Annotated in this window: 14 protein-coding genes and 1 other RNA gene; 9 read left to right on the forward strand and 6 right to left on the reverse strand. The window is 32.3% G+C overall.

The annotated features are described in order from the left end of the window. Window positions 1-258: 258 nt before the first annotated feature. Complete coding sequence (locus F6K06_RS06820) at window positions 259-510, reverse strand: hypothetical protein (protein ID WP_192901121.1); 252 nt, start codon at window positions 508-510, stop codon at window positions 259-261. Window positions 511-1,141: 631 nt separating this feature from the next. On the opposite strand from F6K06_RS06820, the gene F6K06_RS06825 reads away from it, so the two are divergent. Together F6K06_RS06825 and F6K06_RS06830 are read left to right on the forward strand one after the other, a co-directional pair. Further along, complete coding sequence (locus F6K06_RS06825) at window positions 1,142-2,293, forward strand: glycosyltransferase family 4 protein (RefSeq protein WP_124145009.1); 1,152 nt, start codon at window positions 1,142-1,144, stop codon at window positions 2,291-2,293. 40 nt (window positions 2,294-2,333) lie between these two features. Next, window positions 2,334-2,729 (forward strand): hypothetical protein, encoded by a 396-nt coding sequence (locus tag F6K06_RS06830; protein ID WP_124145010.1) that lies wholly within the window; start codon window positions 2,334-2,336, stop codon window positions 2,727-2,729. 853 nt (window positions 2,730-3,582) lie between these two features. On the opposite strand, the gene F6K06_RS06835 is transcribed toward F6K06_RS06830, so the two are convergent. After that, window positions 3,583-4,503 carry an endonuclease/exonuclease/phosphatase family protein gene (locus F6K06_RS06835; protein ID WP_287323195.1) on the reverse strand — a complete coding sequence of 307 codons (921 nt, stop codon included), beginning with the start codon at window positions 4,501-4,503 and terminating at the stop codon, window positions 3,583-3,585. A gap of 612 nt (window positions 4,504-5,115) precedes the next feature. Between F6K06_RS06835 and purH the strand changes: the two genes are divergently transcribed. The 4 genes from purH to F6K06_RS06855 all read left to right on the forward strand — a co-directional run bounded on the left by purH (window position 5,116) and on the right by F6K06_RS06855 (window position 11,207). Continuing rightward, a complete protein-coding gene (purH, locus tag F6K06_RS06840) occupies window positions 5,116-6,660 on the forward strand; it encodes a bifunctional phosphoribosylaminoimidazolecarboxamide formyltransferase/IMP cyclohydrolase (protein WP_287238734.1) in 1,545 nt (514 codons plus the stop codon). Window positions 6,661-7,448: 788 nt separating this feature from the next. Beyond that, entirely contained in the window at window positions 7,449-8,369 is a 921-nt protein-coding gene (locus tag F6K06_RS06845) for a 2OG-Fe(II) oxygenase (RefSeq protein ID WP_287238736.1), read from the forward strand. A gap of 393 nt (window positions 8,370-8,762) precedes the next feature. Continuing rightward, complete coding sequence (locus tag F6K06_RS06850) at window positions 8,763-9,380, forward strand: 2OG-Fe(II) oxygenase (protein ID WP_124145014.1); 618 nt, start codon at window positions 8,763-8,765, stop codon at window positions 9,378-9,380. Window positions 9,381-10,358: 978 nt separating this feature from the next. Beyond that, window positions 10,359-11,207, forward strand: a complete 849-nt coding sequence (locus F6K06_RS06855) for an ABC transporter permease (RefSeq protein WP_287323197.1) — start codon at window positions 10,359-10,361, stop codon at window positions 11,205-11,207. Between the two features lie 506 nt (window positions 11,208-11,713). Here F6K06_RS06855 and F6K06_RS06860 read toward each other — a convergent pair. Further along, the gene (locus F6K06_RS06860; protein ID WP_124145016.1) at window positions 11,714-12,616 is read right to left on the reverse strand and encodes a hypothetical protein; all 903 of its coding nucleotides are present in this window, start codon (window positions 12,614-12,616) and stop codon (window positions 11,714-11,716) included. A gap of 1,618 nt (window positions 12,617-14,234) precedes the next feature. On the opposite strand from F6K06_RS06860, the gene F6K06_RS06865 reads away from it, so the two are divergent. Continuing rightward, the gene (locus F6K06_RS06865) at window positions 14,235-14,792 is read left to right on the forward strand and encodes an NUDIX hydrolase (protein ID WP_287238741.1); all 558 of its coding nucleotides are present in this window, start codon (window positions 14,235-14,237) and stop codon (window positions 14,790-14,792) included. A 1,215-nt stretch (window positions 14,793-16,007) separates the two neighbouring features. After that, window positions 16,008-17,432 (forward strand): deoxyribodipyrimidine photo-lyase, 8-HDF type, encoded by a 1,425-nt coding sequence (locus tag F6K06_RS06870; protein WP_124145018.1) that lies wholly within the window; start codon window positions 16,008-16,010, stop codon window positions 17,430-17,432. Window positions 17,433-18,075: 643 nt separating this feature from the next. Here the strand turns inward: F6K06_RS06870 and ssrS are convergent. From ssrS to F6K06_RS06885, 3 genes are all read right to left on the reverse strand, one after another. Further along, window positions 18,076-18,261, reverse strand: a non-coding RNA gene (gene ssrS, locus F6K06_RS06875) — 6S RNA. 454 nt (window positions 18,262-18,715) lie between these two features. Continuing rightward, complete coding sequence (locus F6K06_RS06880; protein WP_124145019.1) at window positions 18,716-19,867, reverse strand: 5-(carboxyamino)imidazole ribonucleotide synthase; 1,152 nt, start codon at window positions 19,865-19,867, stop codon at window positions 18,716-18,718. A gap of 1,209 nt (window positions 19,868-21,076) precedes the next feature. After that, window positions 21,077-21,613 carry a Uma2 family endonuclease gene (locus F6K06_RS06885; protein WP_205127369.1) on the reverse strand — a complete coding sequence of 179 codons (537 nt, stop codon included), beginning with the start codon at window positions 21,611-21,613 and terminating at the stop codon, window positions 21,077-21,079. A gap of 581 nt (window positions 21,614-22,194) precedes the next feature. On the opposite strand from F6K06_RS06885, the gene F6K06_RS06890 reads away from it, so the two are divergent. Beyond that, window positions 22,195-23,382 carry a serine hydrolase gene (locus F6K06_RS06890; RefSeq protein WP_124145020.1) on the forward strand — a complete coding sequence of 396 codons (1,188 nt, stop codon included), beginning with the start codon at window positions 22,195-22,197 and terminating at the stop codon, window positions 23,380-23,382. Window positions 23,383-24,281 lie beyond the last annotated feature (899 nt).

The following is a 24,281-nucleotide window of genomic DNA, read 5'->3' on the forward strand; positions in this document are numbered from 1 at the left end:
AAAACACTGATTGTGTGGTAGTATTCACAAATGTTTGATATCTGAAAACTGTAGACTTAGATGGCATGGGTATCAAAAAACTGTCTAATTTAAATCATCATTTTACAGTTCCAGAGGCATTATCATGTTATCCTCAACAATTCTTAAAGCTTGCTTGGGATAAGTCACCATTGCTAAACCATCTTTTTTACGATAGCTAGGAACCCTTGGTTTAAAATGCAGATTGCCTTTTTTGTATTTTTTGTCTAACTCCTTAAATTACTTAAAAGATTCAGCGACAGACCTAAGTATTTGCTGTGCTGCCTGTGAATGCAAAACTTGATAATGTTTATTTGATTTGTACTCTTTTTCTAGGTCATACTTACCAATTATTTTCTTAGCTTTAAAAAACAATTGACGGCCATAATAAATACCACAATTGGTTAGCTTGTGGGATTGAGAACAAATAAATTCAAGAATTGATTTTAAGTCATCATCGGGCTTGATTAGATTTTGCTGACAGCCATACAAATAAATCACCTGCTTAATTTTATATATATTATGAATTATCTCATTTTTATGTTTTTGTAATGTTAAAATTATGTGGATACTGCGGGATTTGTCTCCCAGTGTCCGTTTTCATCCCCTCTCTAAAGGGTAGGGACTTTCAAAGTTCCGCTAGTTCTTTTGTAAAAGTTTTTTTTGGTTGCACATTATGGAATAAAATTGCCAAAAGTCCGTTGATACTTTGACGAAAAAACCTAATATTAATTGTTATAGCAATTCTCGAATATACAATGCTTTTCATCAAAAATATTAAATAATTCATAAATAGATCCCACTATTTTCAATATGCTTATTTGTTTAAGTCAAATATGTTTGAAAAGTTTGATTTTTCATTTTTAACTCTCAAAATATTTAGGGTTTTTAGCAAAAATATTATTACTGGCATAGGTCGATCGTTGTGGAACGCCTTTTTTTGAGTTGTAATTGTAATATGATCGCCAAAAGTTAGATAAATTATAATTTATAGTTTATATTAATTATCATTAATTATCCCTGGTCAAAAGTTACATATAATTGGCTTTTACGAGGTTGTGCTATAAATAGTATCTAGAGGTGCTTGGAAATAAAAAATATAAATAATAATGTGGAGATTAAGTTGGCTAACAAGATTAATCAAAAAAAAGGAAATACATTTGTTTTTCTGGAAATTTTATCTCGTGAAGGTGGCATTCAATCTTATGTTAGAGATATTTTCCAGGCTTACCAAGACCTAACAAATTCTACAAATGCTTCTGATTCGGTTCTAGATACTGATATATTATTACTGAGAGATGGATTAGAATGTGAAAATCCCTATCAGTCGAAGAATATAAATTTCTATTATTTAAAAACTCAGCCTCTTTGGTTAGGGCGTTTTAGGTTAGCAGCAAAATTATTATGGTGTTTGCTGAAAAAACAACCTCAACAAGTTTTTTGTGGTCATATTAATTTAGCTCCCTTAGTTCAAATTTTGTGTGTACCTCTCGGCATTCCCTACACAGTTTTGACTTATGGTAAGGAAGTGTGGGAACCACTACCAAACAAATATCAACAGGCATTAAAACAAGCAGCTCGTATTTTAACTATTAGTCGTTATAGTCGCGATCGCTGTTGTGAAAATAATCATCTAGACCAAGAAAAGTTTCAATTGTTACCTTGTATGGTGGATGAGAATACTTTTATTCCTCAGCCTAAACCGAAAGATTTGATTGAGCGTTACAACCTGGAAGGGGCAAAGGTGTTAATGACTGTCGCTAGACTTTGGTCAGGAGACCCCTATAAAGGTGTTGATGTTACTATCCGTGCCCTTTCTAAGATACTACAAATATTCCCAGAAGTAAAGTATTTAGTCATTGGAAGAGGAGACGACCAACCTCGGTTAGCCAAGTTAGCTCAAGATTTAGGGGTGGAGAAACAAGTTATATTTGCTGGGTTTGTGCCTACAGAAGATTTGGTCAGACATTATCAAGTAGCTGATGCTTATGTGATGCCTTCTCAGGAAGGATTCGGTATAGTTTATTTAGAAGCAATGGCCTGTGGAATACCAGTATTATCAGGTGATGCAGATGGATCGGCAGACCCTTTACAGGATGGAAAATTAGGATGGCGCGTACCCTATAGAGATCCAGAAGCAGTAGCTAATGCTTGCATTGAGATGTTGAAGGGAGAGGACCGAAGGTCTGATGGTAATTGGTTGCGAGAAGAAAGCGTAAAAGTGTTTGGTAGGGTTGCTTTTACTAAAAGGGTCAAACAACTTTTAGATTTGTGATTAGGATATAAAAAGGATGGATATTTAAGGAGATCATGAAGTGAATCAAGGCAATTCAAAGGTATTTAAATTAACACTGGCCAGTATTGGTAATTGGATAATTGTTTTAGCTGTTGTTTGGCTTTTAGGGTCTGTAGGGTTAGGATGGTTAGTTAATTCTGTTTTGATATTAATTGGTTTTATATTGATTGCACCTATAATTGCATTTATTGGGTTACGTTGGTGGTTGAATCGTAATTTAATTATAGATAAATGTCCTGTTTGTAGTTATGAATTTACTGCTTTAAATCAGACTCAATTTCAATGTCCTAGTTGTGGAGAACCACTTAAGGTTGAAGGGGGTAATTTTAGTAGGTTAACTCCTCCTGGTACTATTGATGTATCTGCGGTGGAGATTAATGCAAAACAAATTGAAGAGTATCGGTCAAAAAATTGATTTATTTGAGATTAATTTGATAGTGGAGCCAAGTTAAACAATTAATAATTAATTATTAACAATTACCTATCCTTTAAGAGAAGAGGATTGAAGCTTAAGTAAAATTTTTTCTTTTTTCTCCTTTAAAGAAGAGGCTTTAAACTTTAATTATTCGGTAGAAAATTTTCTCTGAAAGAAAAACATAAGATCTTGGTTAACTAAAATATACTTACTTTCTTTGAGTTAGTTTTGAAAATTAACATTGAGATTTTTTTTAGCTAAATTTATTTTATTTCTAGAGATAGATTCTAGTTAGTCTTGTCAAAGTAGTGATATTAGTTGGCACATATCCTTAGTTATTAAGAACTAATCTACAAAGACCGCTACTTAATTTAATACAAAATGAGCGAGACAAAATGAAAGAGGCAATACTGACTTAAGATGGTAAGTTAATAGCTTTTTATTCTGGTTTAACTAATGCTAATTTGCTATGACATCAATAAAAATTTAATTTAGATAATGAATATAAGCTTTGATGTATTGTAGGAAAAATTCATTGGAAACGGAGCAGAAAACTGAACCTTATATCATGTCCGGTTGAATATTTATAAATAAATAAATGATTAGGGAGTAGAGAGTAGAGAGTAGAGAGTAGAGAGTAGGGAGCAAAAAGAGATTTGCGATCGCTAGTGAAAGGATAGTTTTTTTGATAACTAATTATCTGGGCATGATATTATTAATTTCCTGATTTACTAATAAATAAATCTGTAATTAAAGGGAGATGATCTGAACCTAAATTTAAACCTGAATTAGCTCTGGTATTAACGTTTACAACTTTAATTTCTGAACTGATTAAACAATGATCTATGGGAATTTAAAAAAATCTAGATAAAATATACAAGAGTACAGAGTTATTAAATCTTGCAGGCCAAGTGGGAATAATACCAAAACCTAAACGACTATTTCTTAATCCAGTTTCTTGTTCTAATTTGTGATAATCAGGAGACCACATAGTTATATTCAAATCTCCTGCAAGAATAACTGGATGATTTAATTGTTGAATATATTTACTAAGTTTTTTTAATATTTGATTGCGTTGTTTAAAGGTGCTTCTATATATCGGAACAGTAGGATGGGTTGCTATTAAATAAATGGTTTGCTGATTAATGTTGAAGTTGGTAATAATAGTAGGTTTGTTGGGAGCAAAAAATTCTATTGAGTAATTATTGAGAGGAAATTTGCTGTAAACTGCAACAAGTCCATAGGGAGGAGTTCCATAGGTAGACTGAGAAACAGAATTAATTGAATTAGGTAAAATATCAGATAATCTTTGTAGATTTTTAAACCACTTATTAGTAGGTTCTAAAAAAATTGCTATATCTGGATTTTCTTGTCTTACCATTTTGGTGACTTGTGAATATTGAGAATTTCTGCCTCCGTAAAGGTTATAAACTAAAATTCGCAGGTTAGGAGTTTCTTGGCTAATACCATTTTTATGAATATACCAAGGTAAAATTGGGGTGAGGTTAATAATTGTGCAAAATATGCCTACTAATAATAATCTCTTTTTGCCTGTTATACCTAAGCAGCACAACAAAATTAAGCTGATTACAAAATATTGAACTTTAAAATGAGAGATTAGCTCGAAAATGATACCTTTTTGCCAATAACCTCCTAGAGAAAACAGAGTAGTAATAATAATTCCTGTGGTTAATAAGTAACTGAAGATTTGTTTCAGTCGATAAAAGCTGGAGGTTTCCATAAAGGTCAAGGCTTTCCAGATAGAGGTAGTCAATCGACTATTAATAATTGATAATTATTCTACTAATTATAATCAAATACACCTTTATTCTAGTTGAATAAAAAGTCATGTATATAGACGAGTTACATCCAATAACATTACAATACCACAATTTTTAAATTATTACAGCTTGAGATGCTTTTTTCCTTTTGGAGCTTTGCAAAATGTTTTTTTGAGAGCTAATTAATTTAATTGATAATTATTTTTTCTATAGTATCTTTGTTGACTAAAAAAATCAATTAAATATACAAATTACATATAACAACATTACGATACCACAAATTTTAAGTTATTATAGCTCGAGATGTATTTTTTGCTTTTGGAGCTTTGCAAAATGATTTTTTTAGGACTAATTAAACATTAAACAGATTTGATATTAATCATAAGTAGCGAGGGAAAATTAAACACAAAATAGCTGTATTTTTCCCATCTGACGGCTACCCTACTTAACATCTCAAGAGTCAAAATTAACTTGATTGATGAACAGGCACTTATTTAACTAAAATGTCTGACAAAAACATTAAAAGAATCCGCAAAGTTTGAAGATTCTAATTTTAATTCTTAAAATATAGACTGTTAGTTTTCCTATATCAGGATTTGAAAAAAATGGCACGTTTAGCATTACTCAGCACATCAGATAAAACAGGTCTAATTGACTTAGCAAAAACTCTAGTTACAGAATTTGACTATGAAATAATTAGTAGTGGCGGTACTGCTAAAACTCTGAAAGAAGCAGGAATTTCTGTGACAAAAGTATCTGACTATACGGGATTTCCAGAAATTCTTGGAGGTAGAGTTAAAACCTTACATCCTCGGATTCATGGAGGTATATTAGCAAGAAGAGATTTAGAGCAAGATATTGAAAACTTAAATGCTAATAATATTCGACCTATCGATCTAGTTGTAGTTAATTTATACCCGTTTGAACAAACAATTTCTCAGCCGGGAGTTACCTTAGTAGAAGCAATTGAAAAAATTGATATTGGCGGACCAGCAATGTTAAGAGCATCAGCTAAAAATTTTGCTCATCTAACAGTTTTATGTAAGCCTAATCAATATAATTCATACTTGGAAGAACTACGGAAAAATCAGGGTGAAATATCATTAGAATTTCGTCAAAAATGTGCCTTAGCTGGATTTAAACATACAGCAACTTACGACCAGGCGATCGCTACTTATTTACAAGAGCAACAAACAACTTCTGAACAGGAAAAAGAAACATTTTTCCTCTCTGGTAAAAATATTAAATCTCTGCGTTATGGAGAAAATCCTCATCAATCTGCTACTTGGTATCAAAGCGGAATTATTCCTAGTGGGTGGGCGGCAAGTAAAATTCTTCAAGGTAAAGAATTAAGTTATAACAATTTAGTAGATTTAGAGGCAGCGAGACGTATTATTACGGAATTTTCTGATGCTCCGACTGTGGCAATTCTTAAACATACAAATCCTTGTGGAATTGCAATTAGTGAAACTCTTTTGGAGGCTTATGAAAAAGCTTTTGCTGGAGATTCGGTTTCTGCTTTTGGGGGTATTGTTGCTTTGAATAAGTCTATTGATGCTCCTACTGCGACTGCTATGACTAAGACTTTTTTGGAATGTGTAGTTGCTCCGGGATGCGAACCAGAAGCGGAGGAAATTTTTCAGAAAAAATCTAAATTAAGAGTGTTAATTTCACCTGATTTAAAACAGAGTCCGTCGGAAACTATAAAGGTAATTGCTGGTGGTTTTTTAGTACAAGATAGTGATGATGCAGTAGAAAATTCTAGTGATTGGAAAGTTGTTACTGAAAAACAACCGACTCCGGAAGAAATGGAGGAATTAATGTTTGCTTGGAAGGTGGTAAAGCACGTTAAGTCTAATGCTATTGTGGTGACTAAAAATTTGGCAACTGCTGGTATTGGTGCTGGTCAAATGAATCGAGTTGGGGCAGTAAAAATTGCTTTGGAACAAGCAGGAGAAAAGGCTGTTGGAGGAGTATTAGCTAGTGATGCTTTTTTCCCTTTTGATGATTCGGTAAAAACGGCAGCAGCAGCGGGAATAACTGCTATTATTCAGCCAGGAGGTAGTATGCGAGATAAAGATTCTATTGCTGCTGCAAATGAGTTAGGTTTGGTAATGATACTAACTGGAATGCGTCATTTTTTACATTAATAAAATAGGGAATAGGGAATAGGGAATAGGCGGAAATAATTGATAATTTCTGTACAATAAGTACCTGGACAGAAATATTTATCAAAAGAATTGGGTCGCGCAACCCCGCCTTTTAAGGCGAAATATTTTTGGAGCGAAGCTCAAATCCTCCTTACAAAAATAACTTCTGACTTCGTTAAATACTGGGTTATTCGTAAGTAGATAAAGGTTTGAGTTTTAATTTTCTGTAGTTGATTTTGTCTGCCTACTTATCAGAACTTTTGAGATGAGAAAAAGGTAAAATTTTTAGCCTATAAAATCTTAATGCATGACTTTTTACTTCTGTTGTAGGAGAAATAACCGGATTTGGTATAAGTAACCCAGTAAAAATCTGTATGTATAAGTATAAAAGTCGCCATTTCAGTTATCAGTTGTCAGTGAGAATTCATATAATTTTTCTGACTCTTGGTTCTGGAAGTGGCAAGGCAAAATATAGTCTACTTAGGATGAGAAAAAAGTCGGATGTGGTTTGAAGTATTACACAGTATTAACCAACTTAATATCAAATATTACGATTATAGCGCTACACATTAAGGCTAGGACATAAATAAAGCTAAAACCCTTTTGTATTTTCCTGTTGCCTATTTCCTGTTGCCTTGCATGTAGCGCTATAACTTTTTTTGTAGTTAGGGAAGACCTAGATTTGGCATATAGGAAAATTAAATAAAGAGTAAAAGTTTTTCATACTCCCTACTGCCCTACTTTCATACTCCCTACTCTTTAAAACAATTGATTATTTGGCAAAAATTATGACATTTACTCCACCACAAAATTTACCTCAAGAAGTAAAAATTAACCTATTATTAACAGGAGGACATCAATATACTATTTATCTCAAATCTGATGCACCATTACTCCAACTTTTAGCCAAAACACTATTATCTAAACATCAAAAAACAGAAAATTCTACTCTATTTCAAATTCCTATAGGAGAAGGTCATTCTGCTTTATGTTTTCCTAGCGAACATTTAGTCGGAATGGTGACGGAACCACCAATATATTTGCAGCAGTCAAAGTCACAAGATACTCAATCTAATATCAAAATTTCTACTCCTCCTCCACCACCGAAAATAGACAATTTAGAATCTCGTTATTTACTTATAGAAAATTTTCTCACCCAATCAGAAAATCAACAATTATTTAATTATGTTTTGCAGAGACAATCTGATTTTGTACCAACTACAACATCAACTAAGGCAGAAAATTATCGTCGCTCTTTAGTATTGCACTCGTTCCCAAAATTCAGAGAATTAATAGTCAACAGAATTCAAGAAGTTTTACCTGATGCGTTAAAAAAGTTAAATATCCCAGAATTTTCAATTGCCGAAATTGAAAGTCAGTTAACAGCTCATAACGATAATAATTTCTATAAAATTCACAATGATAATGGTTCTCCTGATACTGCTACTAGAGTTTTTACTTATGTCTATTATTTTTATCAAGAACCTAAAGCATTTACAGGTGGTAATTTAATAATTTACGATAGTCAAATTCAAGGAAAATATTATGTGAAAGCTGACACATTTAAAACTATAGAACCTAAAAATAATAGTATTATATTTTTTCTAAGTCGTTATATGCACGAAGTTTTATCAGTAAGTTGCCCCTCTAAAGCTTTTTCAGATAGTCGATTTACTATTAATGGTTGGATACGGAGAAATAATGAATAATGAATAATGAATAATGAATAATGAATAATTACAGAATATTTCGGGCAAACAAAAAGTAAGCATTTCCTGCGGAATGCTGCACAAAAATCACTTTTCATTCTCCTTGAATACTAATTCGTTCTTCCAAGATAATGACTTAATAGCTGATAGCTGACTGCTGAATGCTTGCATATTGTGTTGTCTGAGTTCTCAGCTTTTGATATATCTGCGCCTTTCGCTTCGACTACTATATAATTCACCAATAAATAATCTATTAGCTGCCTGAAAATTTCTTTGATATTGAGTCTTTAAATAGTAAAAGATTCTAAATTTAAATTAATTATGGTACTTTATTTGTAGCTTTTGATTATCAAACTTGATTCTCATAACATATCTATAAAATTGGTATAACTAATGATGCTCAGTGACAAAAATAATCAAAATCTGATTAAATCAAAATGTGTGAAAATTGATAAATTTTTAACAGAAGTAGAAAATCAAAAAATTCTAGCATCTGTAATTAAACTAGAAGCATATTTTGAAAAAAGTACTACTAGCATAAATGACTCTGACTTTCGCAAATCAAGAGTCTTACATTTAGCGCCTATTTCCAAAGCTAGAATTAGTAATCGAATTAAATTAGTTTTACCTCAAGTTTTATCGAAACTGAGTCATCAAATATTTCCCATAGCTAAAATAGAAGGGCAAGTAACAGCTCATAATCATGGTCATTATTATCAAGCTCATAATGATAATGGAATGCCTGAAGTTGCTAAAAGAGAAATTACCTACATTTACTATTTTTACCAACAACCTAAAAAATTTTCTGGTGGAGAATTAGTGCTATATGATGGAAAAATAGATAATAATTATTATACTCAGGCAAATTCATTCAAAAAAATTGCACCTATAAATAATACTATTATTTTCTTTCCTAGTCGTTACTGGCATGAAGTTTTACCAGTAAATTGTCCTTCTAAAACTTTTGCAGATAGTCGCTTTACTATTAATGGTTGGATCTGGAGAAATTAAACTGTTAAAGATAGGCTATGAACAATTAATAATGAACAATTAATAATTAATAATTAACTCTACTTCAAACAAGAGAATTGACTAAAAATATTTTTTTTCTTTTCTCTTTCTCCTTGTAGGGTCAAAGTCCGTGGCGCTGTTAAAGAGAGACTTGATATAGTATCCGGATAATTAGTTATCCAATGATTAGCGGAAGACGGAGTCAGGAGTCAGGAAAAAGGAAGGATATGAAAATTAATAATTAACAATTAATAATTAATAATGACCTCTACTTCAAACAAGAGAATTGACTAAAAATATTTTTTTATTTAATGAGGTAAAAAAATTTGGTAAGCATTCACCTATTAGCTGTCAGCTCTCAGCTCTTATAAGGAGATAATATATAGACTTTAAAGCCAGTTTTTAGGCGTAAAATTTAATTCTCACTCAATTAGTAAAGCTTTTATCTAGAACTAAAAAAAGTAATAAATGATGGCTGATAGATGACGGCTGAATGCTTACAAAATTTGATGATTTCCGAAAAAAAACCTACTATTGCGAGATAATATTTAGATAAATTATGAAATACTTTTTGTCTGTCATTTTGTCCGTCATTTTTGTGACAATAAAATCTCTCTTATAGCAATTCCTATGCTGGTGAGGTACAAAATTCCTTTTTTTTAGGGAGTAGGGAATAGGTAGTAGGGAGTAGGAAGTAGAAAATAAGAAAAACAACTATGCCTCAGTAACTTGAGAAACGTTATATTACCTAAAAATTGTGGTATAAAGCCTCCTATTTTAAGGGGATAAAAAAATAGAATATTCCTAATGTCAAGCTTCCTTATTGCAGTAGGTACTGATAACTGATAACTGATAACTGAAATAACCTTCCTTTATTCTCCGTTTATATCTCAAATGTCAGCTTTGTATATGCTAAAATGCTATTTCTGAAACCAGAGAAATTATAGAATTATGGTAAGTAGATTTTCAGCAACTAAAATGTTTAATCTGTCTAGTAAACCAACTATTTCAATGCAGATGATGTGGGTAGGCTTAATCATTACAGTTTTATTTATATTGATGGCTATTTTATCTCCACCTTTAGAAAATTTAGACTTGCTCCAAGACCCACAAGAATTTCTTAGTAACCCCATTCATCAATCACCATCTTTTGAGCATTGGTTTGGTACAAATCGTCAAGGTTATGATGTATTTTCTCGAACATTATTCGGCGTACAAGTTGCTTGGCAAGTTGTAATTTTAGCCACAGCATTAAGTTTAATTATTGGCGTACCTCTAGGAATGGTAAGCGGTTATCTTGGCGGTAGAATTGATAAAGTTTTAATATTTTTTATGGATACTGTTTATACTTTGCCAGGATTATTACTTTCAATAACTCTAGCTTTCGTTGTTGGAAAAGGAATATTAAATGCAGCGATCGCTCTGAGTATTGCTTATATTCCACAATATTATCGAGTAGTTCGTAACCATACAGTTAGTGTAAAAAATGAACTTTTTATTGAAGCAGCAAAAGCGATGGGTGCTAATACTTGGAGAGTATTAACTCGTTATTTATTTCTTAATGTTATTCAGAGTGTGCCTGTGTTGTTTACTCTTAATGCTGCAGATGCAGTTTTAGTATTAGGAGGATTGGGATTTTTAGGATTAGGATTACCTCCTGAAACTGCTGAATGGGGAAATGATTTAAGGTTAGCTTTAGATGCTTTACCTACAGGTATTTGGTGGACTGCTTTTTTCCCTGGTTGTGCTTTAACTTTAATGGTAATTGGTTTATCTTTATTAGGGGAAGGATTGAATGAATTTGTTAATCCTAAGTTGAGAAATTAATGAAGAAGGAAGAGGGAAGAGGGAAGAAGGAAGAGGGAATAAGGAAGAAAAAAGAAGGTAAAAGGAAGGTTGATTATTGATATTTTGTTGTTTTAGATATTCTATAAGTCAAGAGTAGTAATGGCAGTTGCTATAAAACCTATTATTGGACTGTTTAATCTTAAATATTGCAGTAGCAAATTTTTAACAGATAACTTCTTCTATAGCGTTTTCAAATGAGATTTCAAACAAGAATTGGTTATTTACTAACAGTAAAAAATTCGGCAAACCTTCTTATACCAATTTGATAAAAGTGCGAGGTTTTAGGTGGTAATGGTTCAAAAATTTAGGATTTTTGTCAAGAGTTGGGCAGAAAAATCAAGGGACGATTCTTCCTACTATCTCCTCTATAATTCCCATTTATCCTGAGTTCCCCTCCTGGGAGGGGTTAGGGGTGGGTTGACTCCTACCCTCAGCCATAAGACTTTTTCAGCAAACCCTAATTATTAATTATTAATTGTTGAAAATTACCATCTACCAAAAGCACCCCATACTGCCCCAGAAATCATGCCCCAAATTGACCCAATACCTGCACCAATAATTACTCCTCTAAGTAAAGTAACTTGACGAATAATTCCTAAACTTAAAAAGAAATCATCCCCCATAGTTGTAGACAAAATAGCTCCAATAATTCCCCAAGCGATCGCTGTCAAAAAACAACCCCAAATTGCTCCAACAATTGCACCTCTTATCCCAATTAATTCTAATGCTAAAGGTAAAGGAGGAGCCATAATTAATCCACCTAATATAATTCCAGATATTGCTCCACCAATAGCACCATTACCACCACCAAAAATTACTGTAGCTATTAATAGTTGAGGCAAGTTACTAGAAGTAATATCAATATTTGCTTGACTCCAAAACAATAAGCAAACTGTGGCAATTATACCTATAATTGTGCCAAAAAAAGACCCCCAAATTGCACCTAAAATTGCTCCCGACTTACCCCAAATTCTCGCACCTCCCAAAAACATAGGAGGTTTAAATAAACTCCAAACAAAACCAAAACTTGCTCCCAAAAATGCTCCTGATATATATGCTTTACCAACATTAGCATCCCGATTTAATATTGCTAACATTAATCCTCCTATAACGCTGCCCAGGAAAAAGCCACCAATAATTCCAAATATTATATAATTTTTGCTAGATTCATCCTGTCTTCCCATTAATGATTTCCAAATTAGGCTAATAACTGTACACCACAAGATACCCATTAATAATGCACTTACAATAGTGACTAAATTTTGATTAATTCCTATGGATAAACCAGCCAAAGTAGCACCAAATAAAACACCCCAAACAGTACCACCAATTGTGCCCCAGATTATCTTATGAACTATATTTGTTTGATTGCTAGGTAACTCTCTCATAATTTTTATTCTTGCTACACTATATCAGGTATTAGATGTTAAGTTTTAGGTGGCTCAACTTTTTTTACCTCATACCTACTACCTAAGACTTACAATCTTATTTTCACTTTAACCTACTACTTAAAATCTTCTTCAATAAACTACTAGAAATCCTGAAAAATTATCTTTACTATCAGGAATTAGAGCATAAGAGGATGCACTACGACAATGCCTAGCACCAATATTCCAAGAGTGTGCTCTATGAAATTTTATATTAATTTTTTTGACTTATATTCCCAAACCTTACCATTTGATAGGGAAAAATTATAATCATTATGCCAACAATTAGCGGATTATTTCTAAACATTTCTGTGCATATAGCAGAAGAAGGAAGGAATAGGGAAAAATTTGGCGTTGTCTGAGTTTTAAGCTTTTGATATATCCTAACCTTTGCTTCGACTGCTATATCACATAAACTAAAAGCATTATCTGAAAAACTATCGATTTTTGTTGTTTGACAATATTTGATGACTATAGAGACTTTTTCATCAGTAGAATTTCCACTTTAATTAGGTAAAAAGGTGTAGTTGTATTTGCACGGACAGATATATTCGCATTCAGCTTCACTAAGTAAACTATGGTTTTTAATTAAGTAGGTAGGTGTTAAAATTTATCGTACTTAGGAAGGCAGAAGGCAGAAGGGAAAAGGCTTATAAACTACTTTACTTTTTGTTAAAGACTTAATTTTTTTCATGCCTATCTACTTATTTTCTAAGATATTCTGGCACAAAATTCATTAGCTTTATATCTTCATCTGCTTTCTACTCTTCAAAAATTAATAATTATCTCTCGTTAAAAATGAAGCAATAGTAACTTGATATTGAGGTCTTTCACTCAATAATTTTTTAGTCTATATTTTGGAAAAATTAAGCATAAACATATCACTTGGAATTAATATCATTTATATCAAAAGCTCACTCTAGTAATTTAATTTGATTTGGGTTAAAAAAAACTAACGCTTTTAGGCAACAGGCAAGAAGGTTTGCCGGATTTTTTACTGTTAGTAAATAACTAACTTTTGTTTGACATTTAATTTGAAAATGCTATCTATAAATATGTTTTTATGAAAAATTATTTTAGACATTTTTTCAGTTTTTTCTATCTCTATACTGGTCGCATTAATTAGCTTGAAAACACCCATGTTTCTGATTAAAAATAACAGGTTCATCTTTGTGGTGGTTCAGCCATTCCTGATCGTACAAAAAATCGCTATTAAGGCAGTTACCCTAAAGAAGGCTAACTGATTCAATGCCTCTACTATCAAGCTTTAATATTTAATATTAAAAAGTATTATTTGAAGCGTTACTAAGATTGAATTTTTGTAGATTAGTTGATTAGTATAATTTTTATACAAAAACAAGGTGCAACTCAAAATAAGACGTGCTATACCTAAAAATTTATCAAGTTTCGCCCATCGCTCATAGTGTTATTTAATTCATTTATGGACTGGCAAAAAATCAATAGCTCGAGCTGTAGAAGTATCTCTAATTATCATTTTATAGAAGATAGACTTTAATCAGCTACCTTTTATTCAGACAAAGATGATATGATAGTTAAAACTTATTTTTGATGATATTTTATGCACAATCAAGAACCACCCAAAATTATTAAACAACGTCTGCAATATCAGGGTAGAAAATTTAACTTTGACGTTAACCATCTACGTCTACACAATGGAGTTGAAGGAGACTGGGAATGTATTCGTCATCCGGGTGGAGCTTTATGTATTCCTGTTACTTCAGATGGAAAATTAGTCTTAGTAAAACAATATAGATTTGCCATTAAAGATAGGATTTTAGAGTTTCCAGCAGGTACAATAGAAGAAAATGAAAATCCTGCTGATACTATCAAACGAGAAATAGAAGAAGAAACAGGTTATCGCGCTCATAAATGGCAAAAGTTAGGAGAATTTCCTCTCGCTCCTGGATACTCGGATGAATTTATTTATGCTTTTTTAGCAGAAGATTTGGAAAAGTTGGAAAGTCCTCCAGCACAAGATATTGATGAAGATATAGAAACAGTTTTAATGACACTTCAAGAATTAGAACAGGCTATCTTTGATGGAGAAATTGTTGATGCTAAGTCAATCTGTAGTTTATTCTTGGCTAAACCATTTTTATTAGGAAATAAGAAGTAAGAAGTAAGAAGTAAGAAGGAAGAAGGAATAAGGCGTTTAGTTATCTAGGCGATGAGTTATCTATAACAGAAGGAAAAAGCTTGGGTTCTCTGAATGTTAAGTTTTTGATATTTCCTAAGCTTTGCTTTGACTGCTATATTAACCAATAATTTAGTATCAACGCCTGAAAATTGGTATTAAGCTTAAAATGAAATTTTTCCTTTGAACAAAGCAAGCAAATAACAAAAATGAAGACTGTAAAGGAGTAGCGAAGTAGAAAAAATTAATTTGCAAAACCTATTTGATTTGACAAATAGAAATATTTATTAGCTAAACTACAGTTCAAAAATTAACAGTTAACAATTATTGAAGGAGGAAGAAGATATTTAGTTATCTACCAGAATGGAGTGGGAGAGTAATACCATTTCTCAAAAACTTTTCTACATTTTCTTGAGCTGGGGAGTTGGGGAGTTGGGGAGTTGGGGAGTTGGGGAGAAATAAAAATAATAATAATTAATATTAAATTGACTCAAATTAGCAAAAAGTTTATTAGGATAGTTTAATTACTTAATAACTGAAGTGTTACCTAAGTATAGCATTACTTTTGGTAATTGGTATAAGGGACTCAGGGAGTAGTAAACATAAGAATAATATGCACTTACTGGCTAATCATCGCTCTTAAGGTTATTAAATCCTACTAATTACTTAATCATTGAAGTTTTGCATCAGCATCGCATTCTTTTTGATAAATGGTATTAAACCCATAAATAAAAACGATAATTAACAATTACCGAAAAATTTTGGTCTAAAGACTCCTTATTGCAGGAGGTACTGATAACTGATAACTGATAACTGATAACTGATAACTGATAACTGATAACTGATAACTGATAACTGAAATGACCTCTCCTGAAAAATAAGAGGATTAACTAAAAAGACAAAAGAATGATTTTTTTCGTGAAAATTAGAGACTTAAAACCTAAAATAATTAATCATTAATAATTTTGTTAAAATCGAGATTATAGCTGACTTGGAATTACTATAAACGTAAGCATTCCACAGGAAATGCTTACCTATAAACAAAAATTTTCTAATTAACAGTAAACTGAAAATTATAGCAGTCGAAGGAAAAGTTAGGAAAAATCAAAAGCTTAAAATTAAGACAAGGTAAGATTTTTTCTTCTTCCTTTTTCCTTCTTCTTTCTTTCTTCTACTATAACAATAAAATTAAAATAAATGTCTAACTTAATCCTCTTTTGGCATCGACGCGACCTACGCATTTCAGATAATATCGGACTGACACAAGCATCTCAACAAAATCAAAAAGTAGTAGGTATATTTTGCCTTGACCAAAATATTCTCAAACGAGACGATATTGCCCCCGCAAGAATAACCTATATGATTGGTTGTTTACAACATCTACAAAAACGCTACCAAGAAATAGGAAGTCAACTATTAATTATCTCAGGAAAACCTGCCGAAGCTATACCAAAATTAGCAACTTTTCTAGAGGCAAAAGCAGTATATTGGAATCTAGATGTTGAACCTTATAGTAGAGAACGCGACCGCCAAGTTACTGAAAATTTAGAAACAGTAAATATTCAAGTAAAAACATTTTGGGATCAACTCCTTCATTGCCCAGAAGAAATATTTACTTCTACCAAAAAACCCTATAGTGTCTATACTCCATTCTGGAGAACTTGGAGCAGCAAAAAAAAATCTAACCCAGTCAATATTCCCCTACTCAAAGGGTTAACTGAAGAGCAACTTCAACAAACAAAAAAAATAGCAACTATTGATTTACCAACTGCGAAAGAATTAGGATTTAATTGGGAAAACTCACTCATTCTCGAACCCGGAGAAACTATAGCATTAGAAAAATTAGAAACATTTTGCCAAAGGGCAATATACTCATACCAAGAACAACGAAACTTCCCTAGTCTTGATGGTACATCCCAACTAAGTCCCGCCCTAAAATTTGGTACTATTGGTATTCGGACAGTTTGGGCAAAAACTCAAGAATTAATAGAAAATTGTTCTAGCGATGAAGCATTTGACAATATCGAAACTTGGCAAAAAGAAATAGCATGGCGCGAATTTTATCAATATGTTATGTATCATTATCCCGAACTAGAAACAGGTCCTTATCGCCCACATTGGAAAAATTTTCCCTGGGAGAATAATGAAGCATATTTTCAAGCTTGGTGTGAAGGTAAAACAGGTTATCCTATTGTTGATGCTGCCATGCGTCAGTTAAATGAAACAGGTTGGATGCACAACCGTTGCCGAATGATAGTTGCTAGTTTTCTGACCAAAGATTTAATAATTAATTGGCAGTGGGGGGAGAAATATTTTATGCAGAAGTTGATAGATGGAGACCTTTCTGCAAATAATGGGGGTTGGCAGTGGAGTGCATCGAGTGGAATGGACCCAAAACCGTTGAGAATATTTAATCCTTCATCTCAGACACAAAAATATGACCCAGAAGCAGAATATATTCGGGAGTGGGTGTCAGAGTTGCGGAGTGTGGATACGAAATATTTGGTTACTGGTAAAATTCCCGCAGATGAAAGAGAGGGTATAGGTTATCCTGCGCCTATTGTTGACCATAAAAAACGACAACAAATATTCAAGTCACTTTATCAGGAGCAGAAAAATTGATTCAGAATATCTTTAGGTTACTTTTTCCTAAATCAACCTAATTTATTAATACACATCTCCAGAAAATAGGGAGTAGGGAGTAGGGAGAAAGAATTGATAATTTCTGTGCGATAATTGATTCGATTTTTTATTATTGGAGATGTCTAATGAATTTGAATCATTGATTTATGTAGTTATAACTTGGCTGAAAATAAATCAGCTAATTCTCCAATATTTTTTGCTCCAGCTAGTTCAATGTGGGGGATATTTAAGGATAATTCTTCCATCACCATCATAATAATTTATGCTAGATTTACTGAATCTATCCCTAAGTTTTTAAGACTATTGGTTTAGTTTAGAGGAACTTCTTCTAATTATGATGCCACTTAACGAGTATACTTCCTAATTAACTACAATATTTTTCCTCTATTTATTATTTTGATTTTGCCCTAGTTTATTAGCTTTTTATTTTAAATTTTTAACTTTATAAATTATTTGGTTTGCCACTTTAATAAGTAACTTTTTGTTTCGCTACCTTATCAAGTATTGAGCATAACTCTTGCTGCAAGTTTTCTTGTAAATTACAGAATTATTGGCCTTAGGATAACCATTGCCCAGCTTAATTTTTTGGCAATACCTTTCTATATCCTGCTCACAAAAAAAATAGTTCACCGCAACGCCGTCTTACCTCAGCTTTTGACCTGGATAATACCAGGTGGGTTCCTCGGCTCAAGTTTAAAGTTTCTGAGTGCAAGCTCAGTTTACTGCCACTCAAACATCTAGGTCCCGATGTTTTTTGATTTGTAGGTCAAAAAAACATTTTTGGCAGTCACCAACGTCGCAGTAGAACCTAGAAACTATTATAGCCATTATTTTTTGAATGTCACCCCCTATCAGGAAACTCAAAAGTCAAAAATTAAAAGTCAAAAGTTAAAAGTCATAAATTGGAGCCTTGACACTTAATTTTTATCAAAATCATGTGGGTCTAATACCAAGCGTCAAAAAAGAATGCTATATTTAAGTGACACTTCAATTATTAAGTAATTAACACAGACTGAATATTTTTTTTGATAATTATTAGCCAGTTATTGTTAATTATTATTATTTTTACCTCTCCCCTACTCTCTCACTTCCCTACTCCCCCGCTCAATAAAATGTAGCAAACATTTATCAAATTGGTATAAAACTCCGCCTTCTAAGTCGAAATATTTTTGGAGAGTTGCTCACACATCCCCTACTTCCCCTCCTGGGAAGGGTTAGGGGTGGGTTAACTTCTGACTTCTGAATTCTTACTTCTGACTTCGTTAACTCTGCCAGATACTTTCAATTTTGTGGGCGATCGCCTCAGCTTTCTGACGGCACTTGGTGGAATTTTCCTCATGCACCAATACTGTTACATGACCCAACTTTCGTCCTGGACGAGATTCTGTTTTGCCATACCACCAAACTGAAGCATTAGGAATCTGAGCTAATTGTTGCCGTTTTGTCAAGTAGTCATTTACCGCAAATTCATAACCCAACAAATTCACCATCACTGCCCCCCTAGACTTAAAAGCGGTACTACCCAGAGGTAGACCACAAACTGCCCGTAGATGTTGTTCAAATTGAGAAGTCTCACAAGCATCCAAAGTGTAATGACCAGAGTTATGAGTTCTTGGAGCAATTTCATTAATTAAAATTGTTTGATTTTTAGTAATAAATAATTCAATACCAAATACTCCCACAACTTCTAAACTATTGAGGAGAGTTTGAGCGATCGCTTGAATTTCTTTGACTAATTCTAAATTTTCATCACATACAAAAACCCGCCGACAAACCTGATTTTCTTGTTGTGTTTCTACTACTGGGTAAACTTTAATTTCACCAGTCACTGAACGAGCAGCAATAATTGCAACTTCCCGGTCAAAAGGGATAAATTCTTGAATGAAAATATTTGAATTTCTCTGATATTTTAAACTATTAATATCTTGAATAACAGAAATACCATGACCATCATAACCATGACGACGTGCTTTTAATACTAGAGGAAATTTTATTGCTTCAGCTTCTGTTTCCCACTCCCAAAATTGGGGAACAGGTAAACCTAAATCTCGTAAATAACACAACTGTTGATATTTATCTAATAAGGGCTTTAACACAGATAAATTAGGACGAAAAATTACATTTTTTTTACTCAGAAGCGACAACTCATCTATATTAATAAATTCATTTTCAAAAGTAATCACATCACAACTATTTGCTAACTGAGCAGTTGCCCGAGCATCATCAATTTCTGCCAAAATAGTATCTTTTGCTATAGATACTGCCGGGTCATCTTTTTCAGGAGTTTGAATAATTAAATCTACTCCCAATTTTTTAGCAGCATCCGCCATCATCCATGCCAACTGACCTCCACCAATGACACCCACTCGCTGAATTTTGTTTTGGTATTTTTTTGCCTTTTCAGTACTATTCATTTTGATTACAAATTCAGTTTCAACTTTTGTATTTTATAGCAGAAGAAAGAAGGAAAAAGAAAGAAGGAAGAAGGAAAAATATTGCGTTGTCTGAGTTTTCAGCTTTTGATATGTCCGCGCCCTTTGCTTCGACTGCTATAACAAAATAAAAATAGTTTTTATCAGTTTTATTAATCTATAGCAATTCTATTTCAGTTGCGGGCAAAAATATCTTTAGGAAATCGGGAGTAGGGAATAGAAAAGAACAAAAACAACTGTACCTCAGTAACTTGGGAAACGCTACATACAAAATAGGAAGCTATAAAACATTACAAATTAATTTCGTAAGTTGAACAATAATTTTCAAGAAACTTTTAGATAACTTTTACTCTTTTTTACCTAATAGTTAATAACTGATTCCCACTAGCTTCAAGTTTTAAATTTTAAATTTTAGATAATTTTTACTTTTTTTCAATTAACAACTGATTCCCACTAGCTTCAAGTTTTAAATTTTAAATTTTAGATAATTTTTACTTTTTTTCAATTAACAACTAATTCCCACTAGCTTCAAGTTTTAAATTTTAAATTTTAGATAATTTTTACTTTTTTTCAATTAACAACTAATTCCCACTAGCTTCAAGTTTTAAATTTTAAATCTCAGATATAGCAATAGCCAAAGCTGTTAGGATTTATGCTGATGATGAATGATGAATCTTAGACTAGATAATGTTTTTTCCGCTGTTCCCAATTAAGTGTTCCCTGTTATAACTTTTACCTTCTTTCAGTTACCGAATAATTAAGGTTTAAAGCCTCTTCTTTAAAACAAAAAAAATCCTGTTCGCCAGTCCTATCAGTTTTTAGGAGAGGTAATTTCAGTTATCAGTTAACAGCGCCTCTGTAATAAGGAAGCAAGAAAATTCCGTATTTTCTTTTTTTATCCCCTTAAAAAGGGAGGCTTTAGACCACGATTTTTCGGTAATTATTAAGTAGGTAAGTCTAATTAAACGTTAAAAAAATTGTATGAGCGGATTTAACCAAAACGAAAGCTTTGACTTAAGCACGCTCGAGTGCTAAAAACCCGCCCTCTAATATTGTGTTTATTTCTGCTCACCTACCTAATTAGTCATTATTAATTATTAATTATTAATTACTTAAATCAGCTCTTAATTTTTTTTCTGCTTCTACTTCATCTAGTTTTGATTGTTCAATAAACTCATAAAATATTGCTTTTTAAATCTTAGGAAATGTAGGGCTAGTTTCAACTTCAACATATTTTTGATTTTGCAGTTTATAAATTAGTAAAACTTCTCCGTTATAACGCCAAAATTCTGAGATTCCCATGCTCGCATAAAGATTAACTTTATTAATATCGGTATGAGTAATATCAACTTCTACTACTAAATCAGGCGGAGGATCTTCAGTTAAATCAATTTTTTTTCCTGCCACCTTTGATTGATTTTGAATGTAATAACAATTGTCAGGTTCTGCACCTCTGTCTAACTGTGGATAATTCAAAGTCGTCGAACCTAAAGTTTTAATTTTTAAACCCATTTCAAAAACTAAAATTCTGATAAATAAACCAATTATTTCTCTAGCAAATTCATGTTCTTCCAGAGGCATAGTAATTTCCAATATTCCTTGGTCATATATAATTCTGGCATTGCGATTTTCTCCCAGAGCTTCAAGAATTTTTTGGTATTTATGCCAATTCAAGTTATAGAAAACAATTCTTTTTTCAGGAAGAGTTAGAGCAACAGTATTAATCATTTTTTCCTATCAAACCATTTTGTTCCCATTTCAGTCATAGCTGAGAATACTAGATAAAAAATCAAAATACTTATACCGATAAGAAATGGTACTAAATCATCCGGCATTTGTTAATCCCTAGTCAATTTTATCCACCGATGATAACATGAATAACGTTTTCGGCTGTCGCCGACATATTTGCGGAGCATTCCGGAGGAAAACCCTTAACCTTACTTCAGAAGTATCTCTATCTACATTTCAGTTAATAACTATAGCAATATGATTTGAGTTGTTAGATATTGAAAACTTTTAGGGAACAGGGAACAGGGAACAGAGAAGAAGAAAAAACATATCATATGAATATAATAATTGCTATATTCTATACTTTTAAGGAACATCTCAATTCTCACAACTCATTCCTGATTGCTATATGAACATTATCAACTTTATCCTAATTTTTATTGTGCCTCTAATTGCGACTAGCTTAATTATTTGGCGCTTTTATCTAGATAGGGAGTAGGGAGTAGGGAGTAAGGAATAGAAAACAAGAAAAACAACTTTACCTCAGTAACTTGAGAAAGGCTATATTTCAGTTAATAACTATGAATATTATCAATTTTATCCTGATTTTTATTGTGCCTCTAATTGCGACTAGCTTGATTATTTGGCGCTTTTATCTAGAACCGAAAATAACTATGTTTGATGATGATAAAAGGGTAAATAATTTCCGCAATATGGATCGGGTTTTTCCCAGTAAAATTATTTATCGTTCTACTCAACCTTATAATTTTCAAGAAAATTTGTACAACCTGAATACATCCTATCAATTTCAGGGTGAAACTCGGACAATGAAAGACTTTTTACAACGCACAGGCAATACAGGATTTTTAATAGTTAAAAATGATGTAATTGTTTATGAAAAATATTCTCAAGGTTATACAAAAAATGATAAAAAAACTTCTTGGTCAGTGGCAAAGAGTTTTATTTCTGCCTTAATAGGTATTGCGATTAATGATGGTTATATTCACAGTATTGATGACTCAATTACTAAATATATGCCAGAGTTAAAAGCATCTGGATATAACAATGTACCAATTAAGCATATTCTACAAATGTCTTCTGGAATAAATTTTAGTGAAGCCTACGAAGATGATAATTCTGATATTAATAAACTTTTGTATAAATTATTTTTGTATATGCGACCGATGGAGAAGGTGATTTTAAATTATCCTGCTAAAGAACCATCAGGTAATTACTTTGAATATATCAGTTTGAATACTCAGATATTAGGTTTATTGTTGAGGCGAGTTACTGGGCAAGATATTGTCAGTTATTTAGAAAAGAAATTATGGCAACCAATGGGAGCAGAATCAGATGCTTATTGGTTAACTGATAATTATGGAACTGAAGTAACTTTTTGTGGGATGAATTGTACTTTGAGAGATTATGCAAAATTTGCTTTAGTTTATTTGCATAATGGGTATTTTAACGGACAACAAATTATTCCTAAAAGTTGGGTAAAGGAGTCAACAATTCCTGATACTCCTCACTTACAACCAGGGGCGACAGATGAGCTTTATTTTAAGTGGGGTTATCAATATCATTGGTGGATTCCTGAAGGTTCAAATGGTGATTATTGTGCGACTGGTGCTTGGGGACAATATATTTATATTAATCCAGAAAATAATTTTGTTGGGGTAAAAACTGGTTCTAGTAATAATATTTTGAGGAGTATTGATGATGTGGAAACTGTTGCTTTATTTCGCGCGATCGCTGATGAGTTAAATTAATTAAATAGGGGTTAGGTTAACCTCAGAAATTCAACAAATTAATTCCGATTATTTATTCTCAATTTGTTTGGTGGGCAAATATAGCGCTACGCGCAAGTCAGAAGTCAGAAGTCAAAAGTCAGAAGTAATCCCTGACTAACTTTGAGCATTTATATATGTCCTAACCTATTTGCGTAGTGCTGTATAAGCTTGACTATAATGCTTTATCTATAGCTCCCATAACTTAAAATCTCAAATTATGTAGGTTTTAAGTTTTAGTTATAAGTTTGAGTTTTTAGTTTGAAAATTTTAAACTTTGTCATTAATCTCTGACAAAAAAGGAGAAAAATTTTTTCTATCAATTCACGAAATTTCAATCTTTTTAGCTCTTTTGCTCAATTTTGTAATATTATAAATAGTGATATAATCCATTGGTATTTTATTACTTAACAAGATTTTGAAGCTGCAAATGCCTATTATGTCGTTGTTTGGGGAGCGATCGCTCTTAATTTACTTTGAGATGAATGACTAATTTTCCTCTCTTCATTTTTCGATGGGTTGATAGATTTGCCGTTTTGTGATCAGGAAGTTTTTATTTATACCAATACTTTAATTTGAGCAATACTATTGTGAAACGCTGTCCCACTACTTGGTTGAATAAAAAATCATGCGTGTATACGAACAACCCGCAATTTTTAAATCGGAGCGCGAATTTTTGGAAAGTGCAAGGGGAAAAATCTTTGCAACGCGGTTTTTTGGAGCTTCACAGAATGAATTTTTCCTCTCTTTATAACCTAAGCGTACACTTATCCTATGCATAGAAGAAGAGGACAATTATGCTGTTTGCGCAGCATTCCGTAGGAGAGGAAAAATTCTGCTTTGTCTAGGTTTTAAGCTTTTTGATAAGCTTTAACTGTTTT

This window comes from Okeania sp. SIO1H4 (assembly GCF_010672695.1).
GTDB lineage: Bacteria > Cyanobacteriota > Cyanobacteriia > Cyanobacteriales > Microcoleaceae > Okeania > Okeania hirsuta.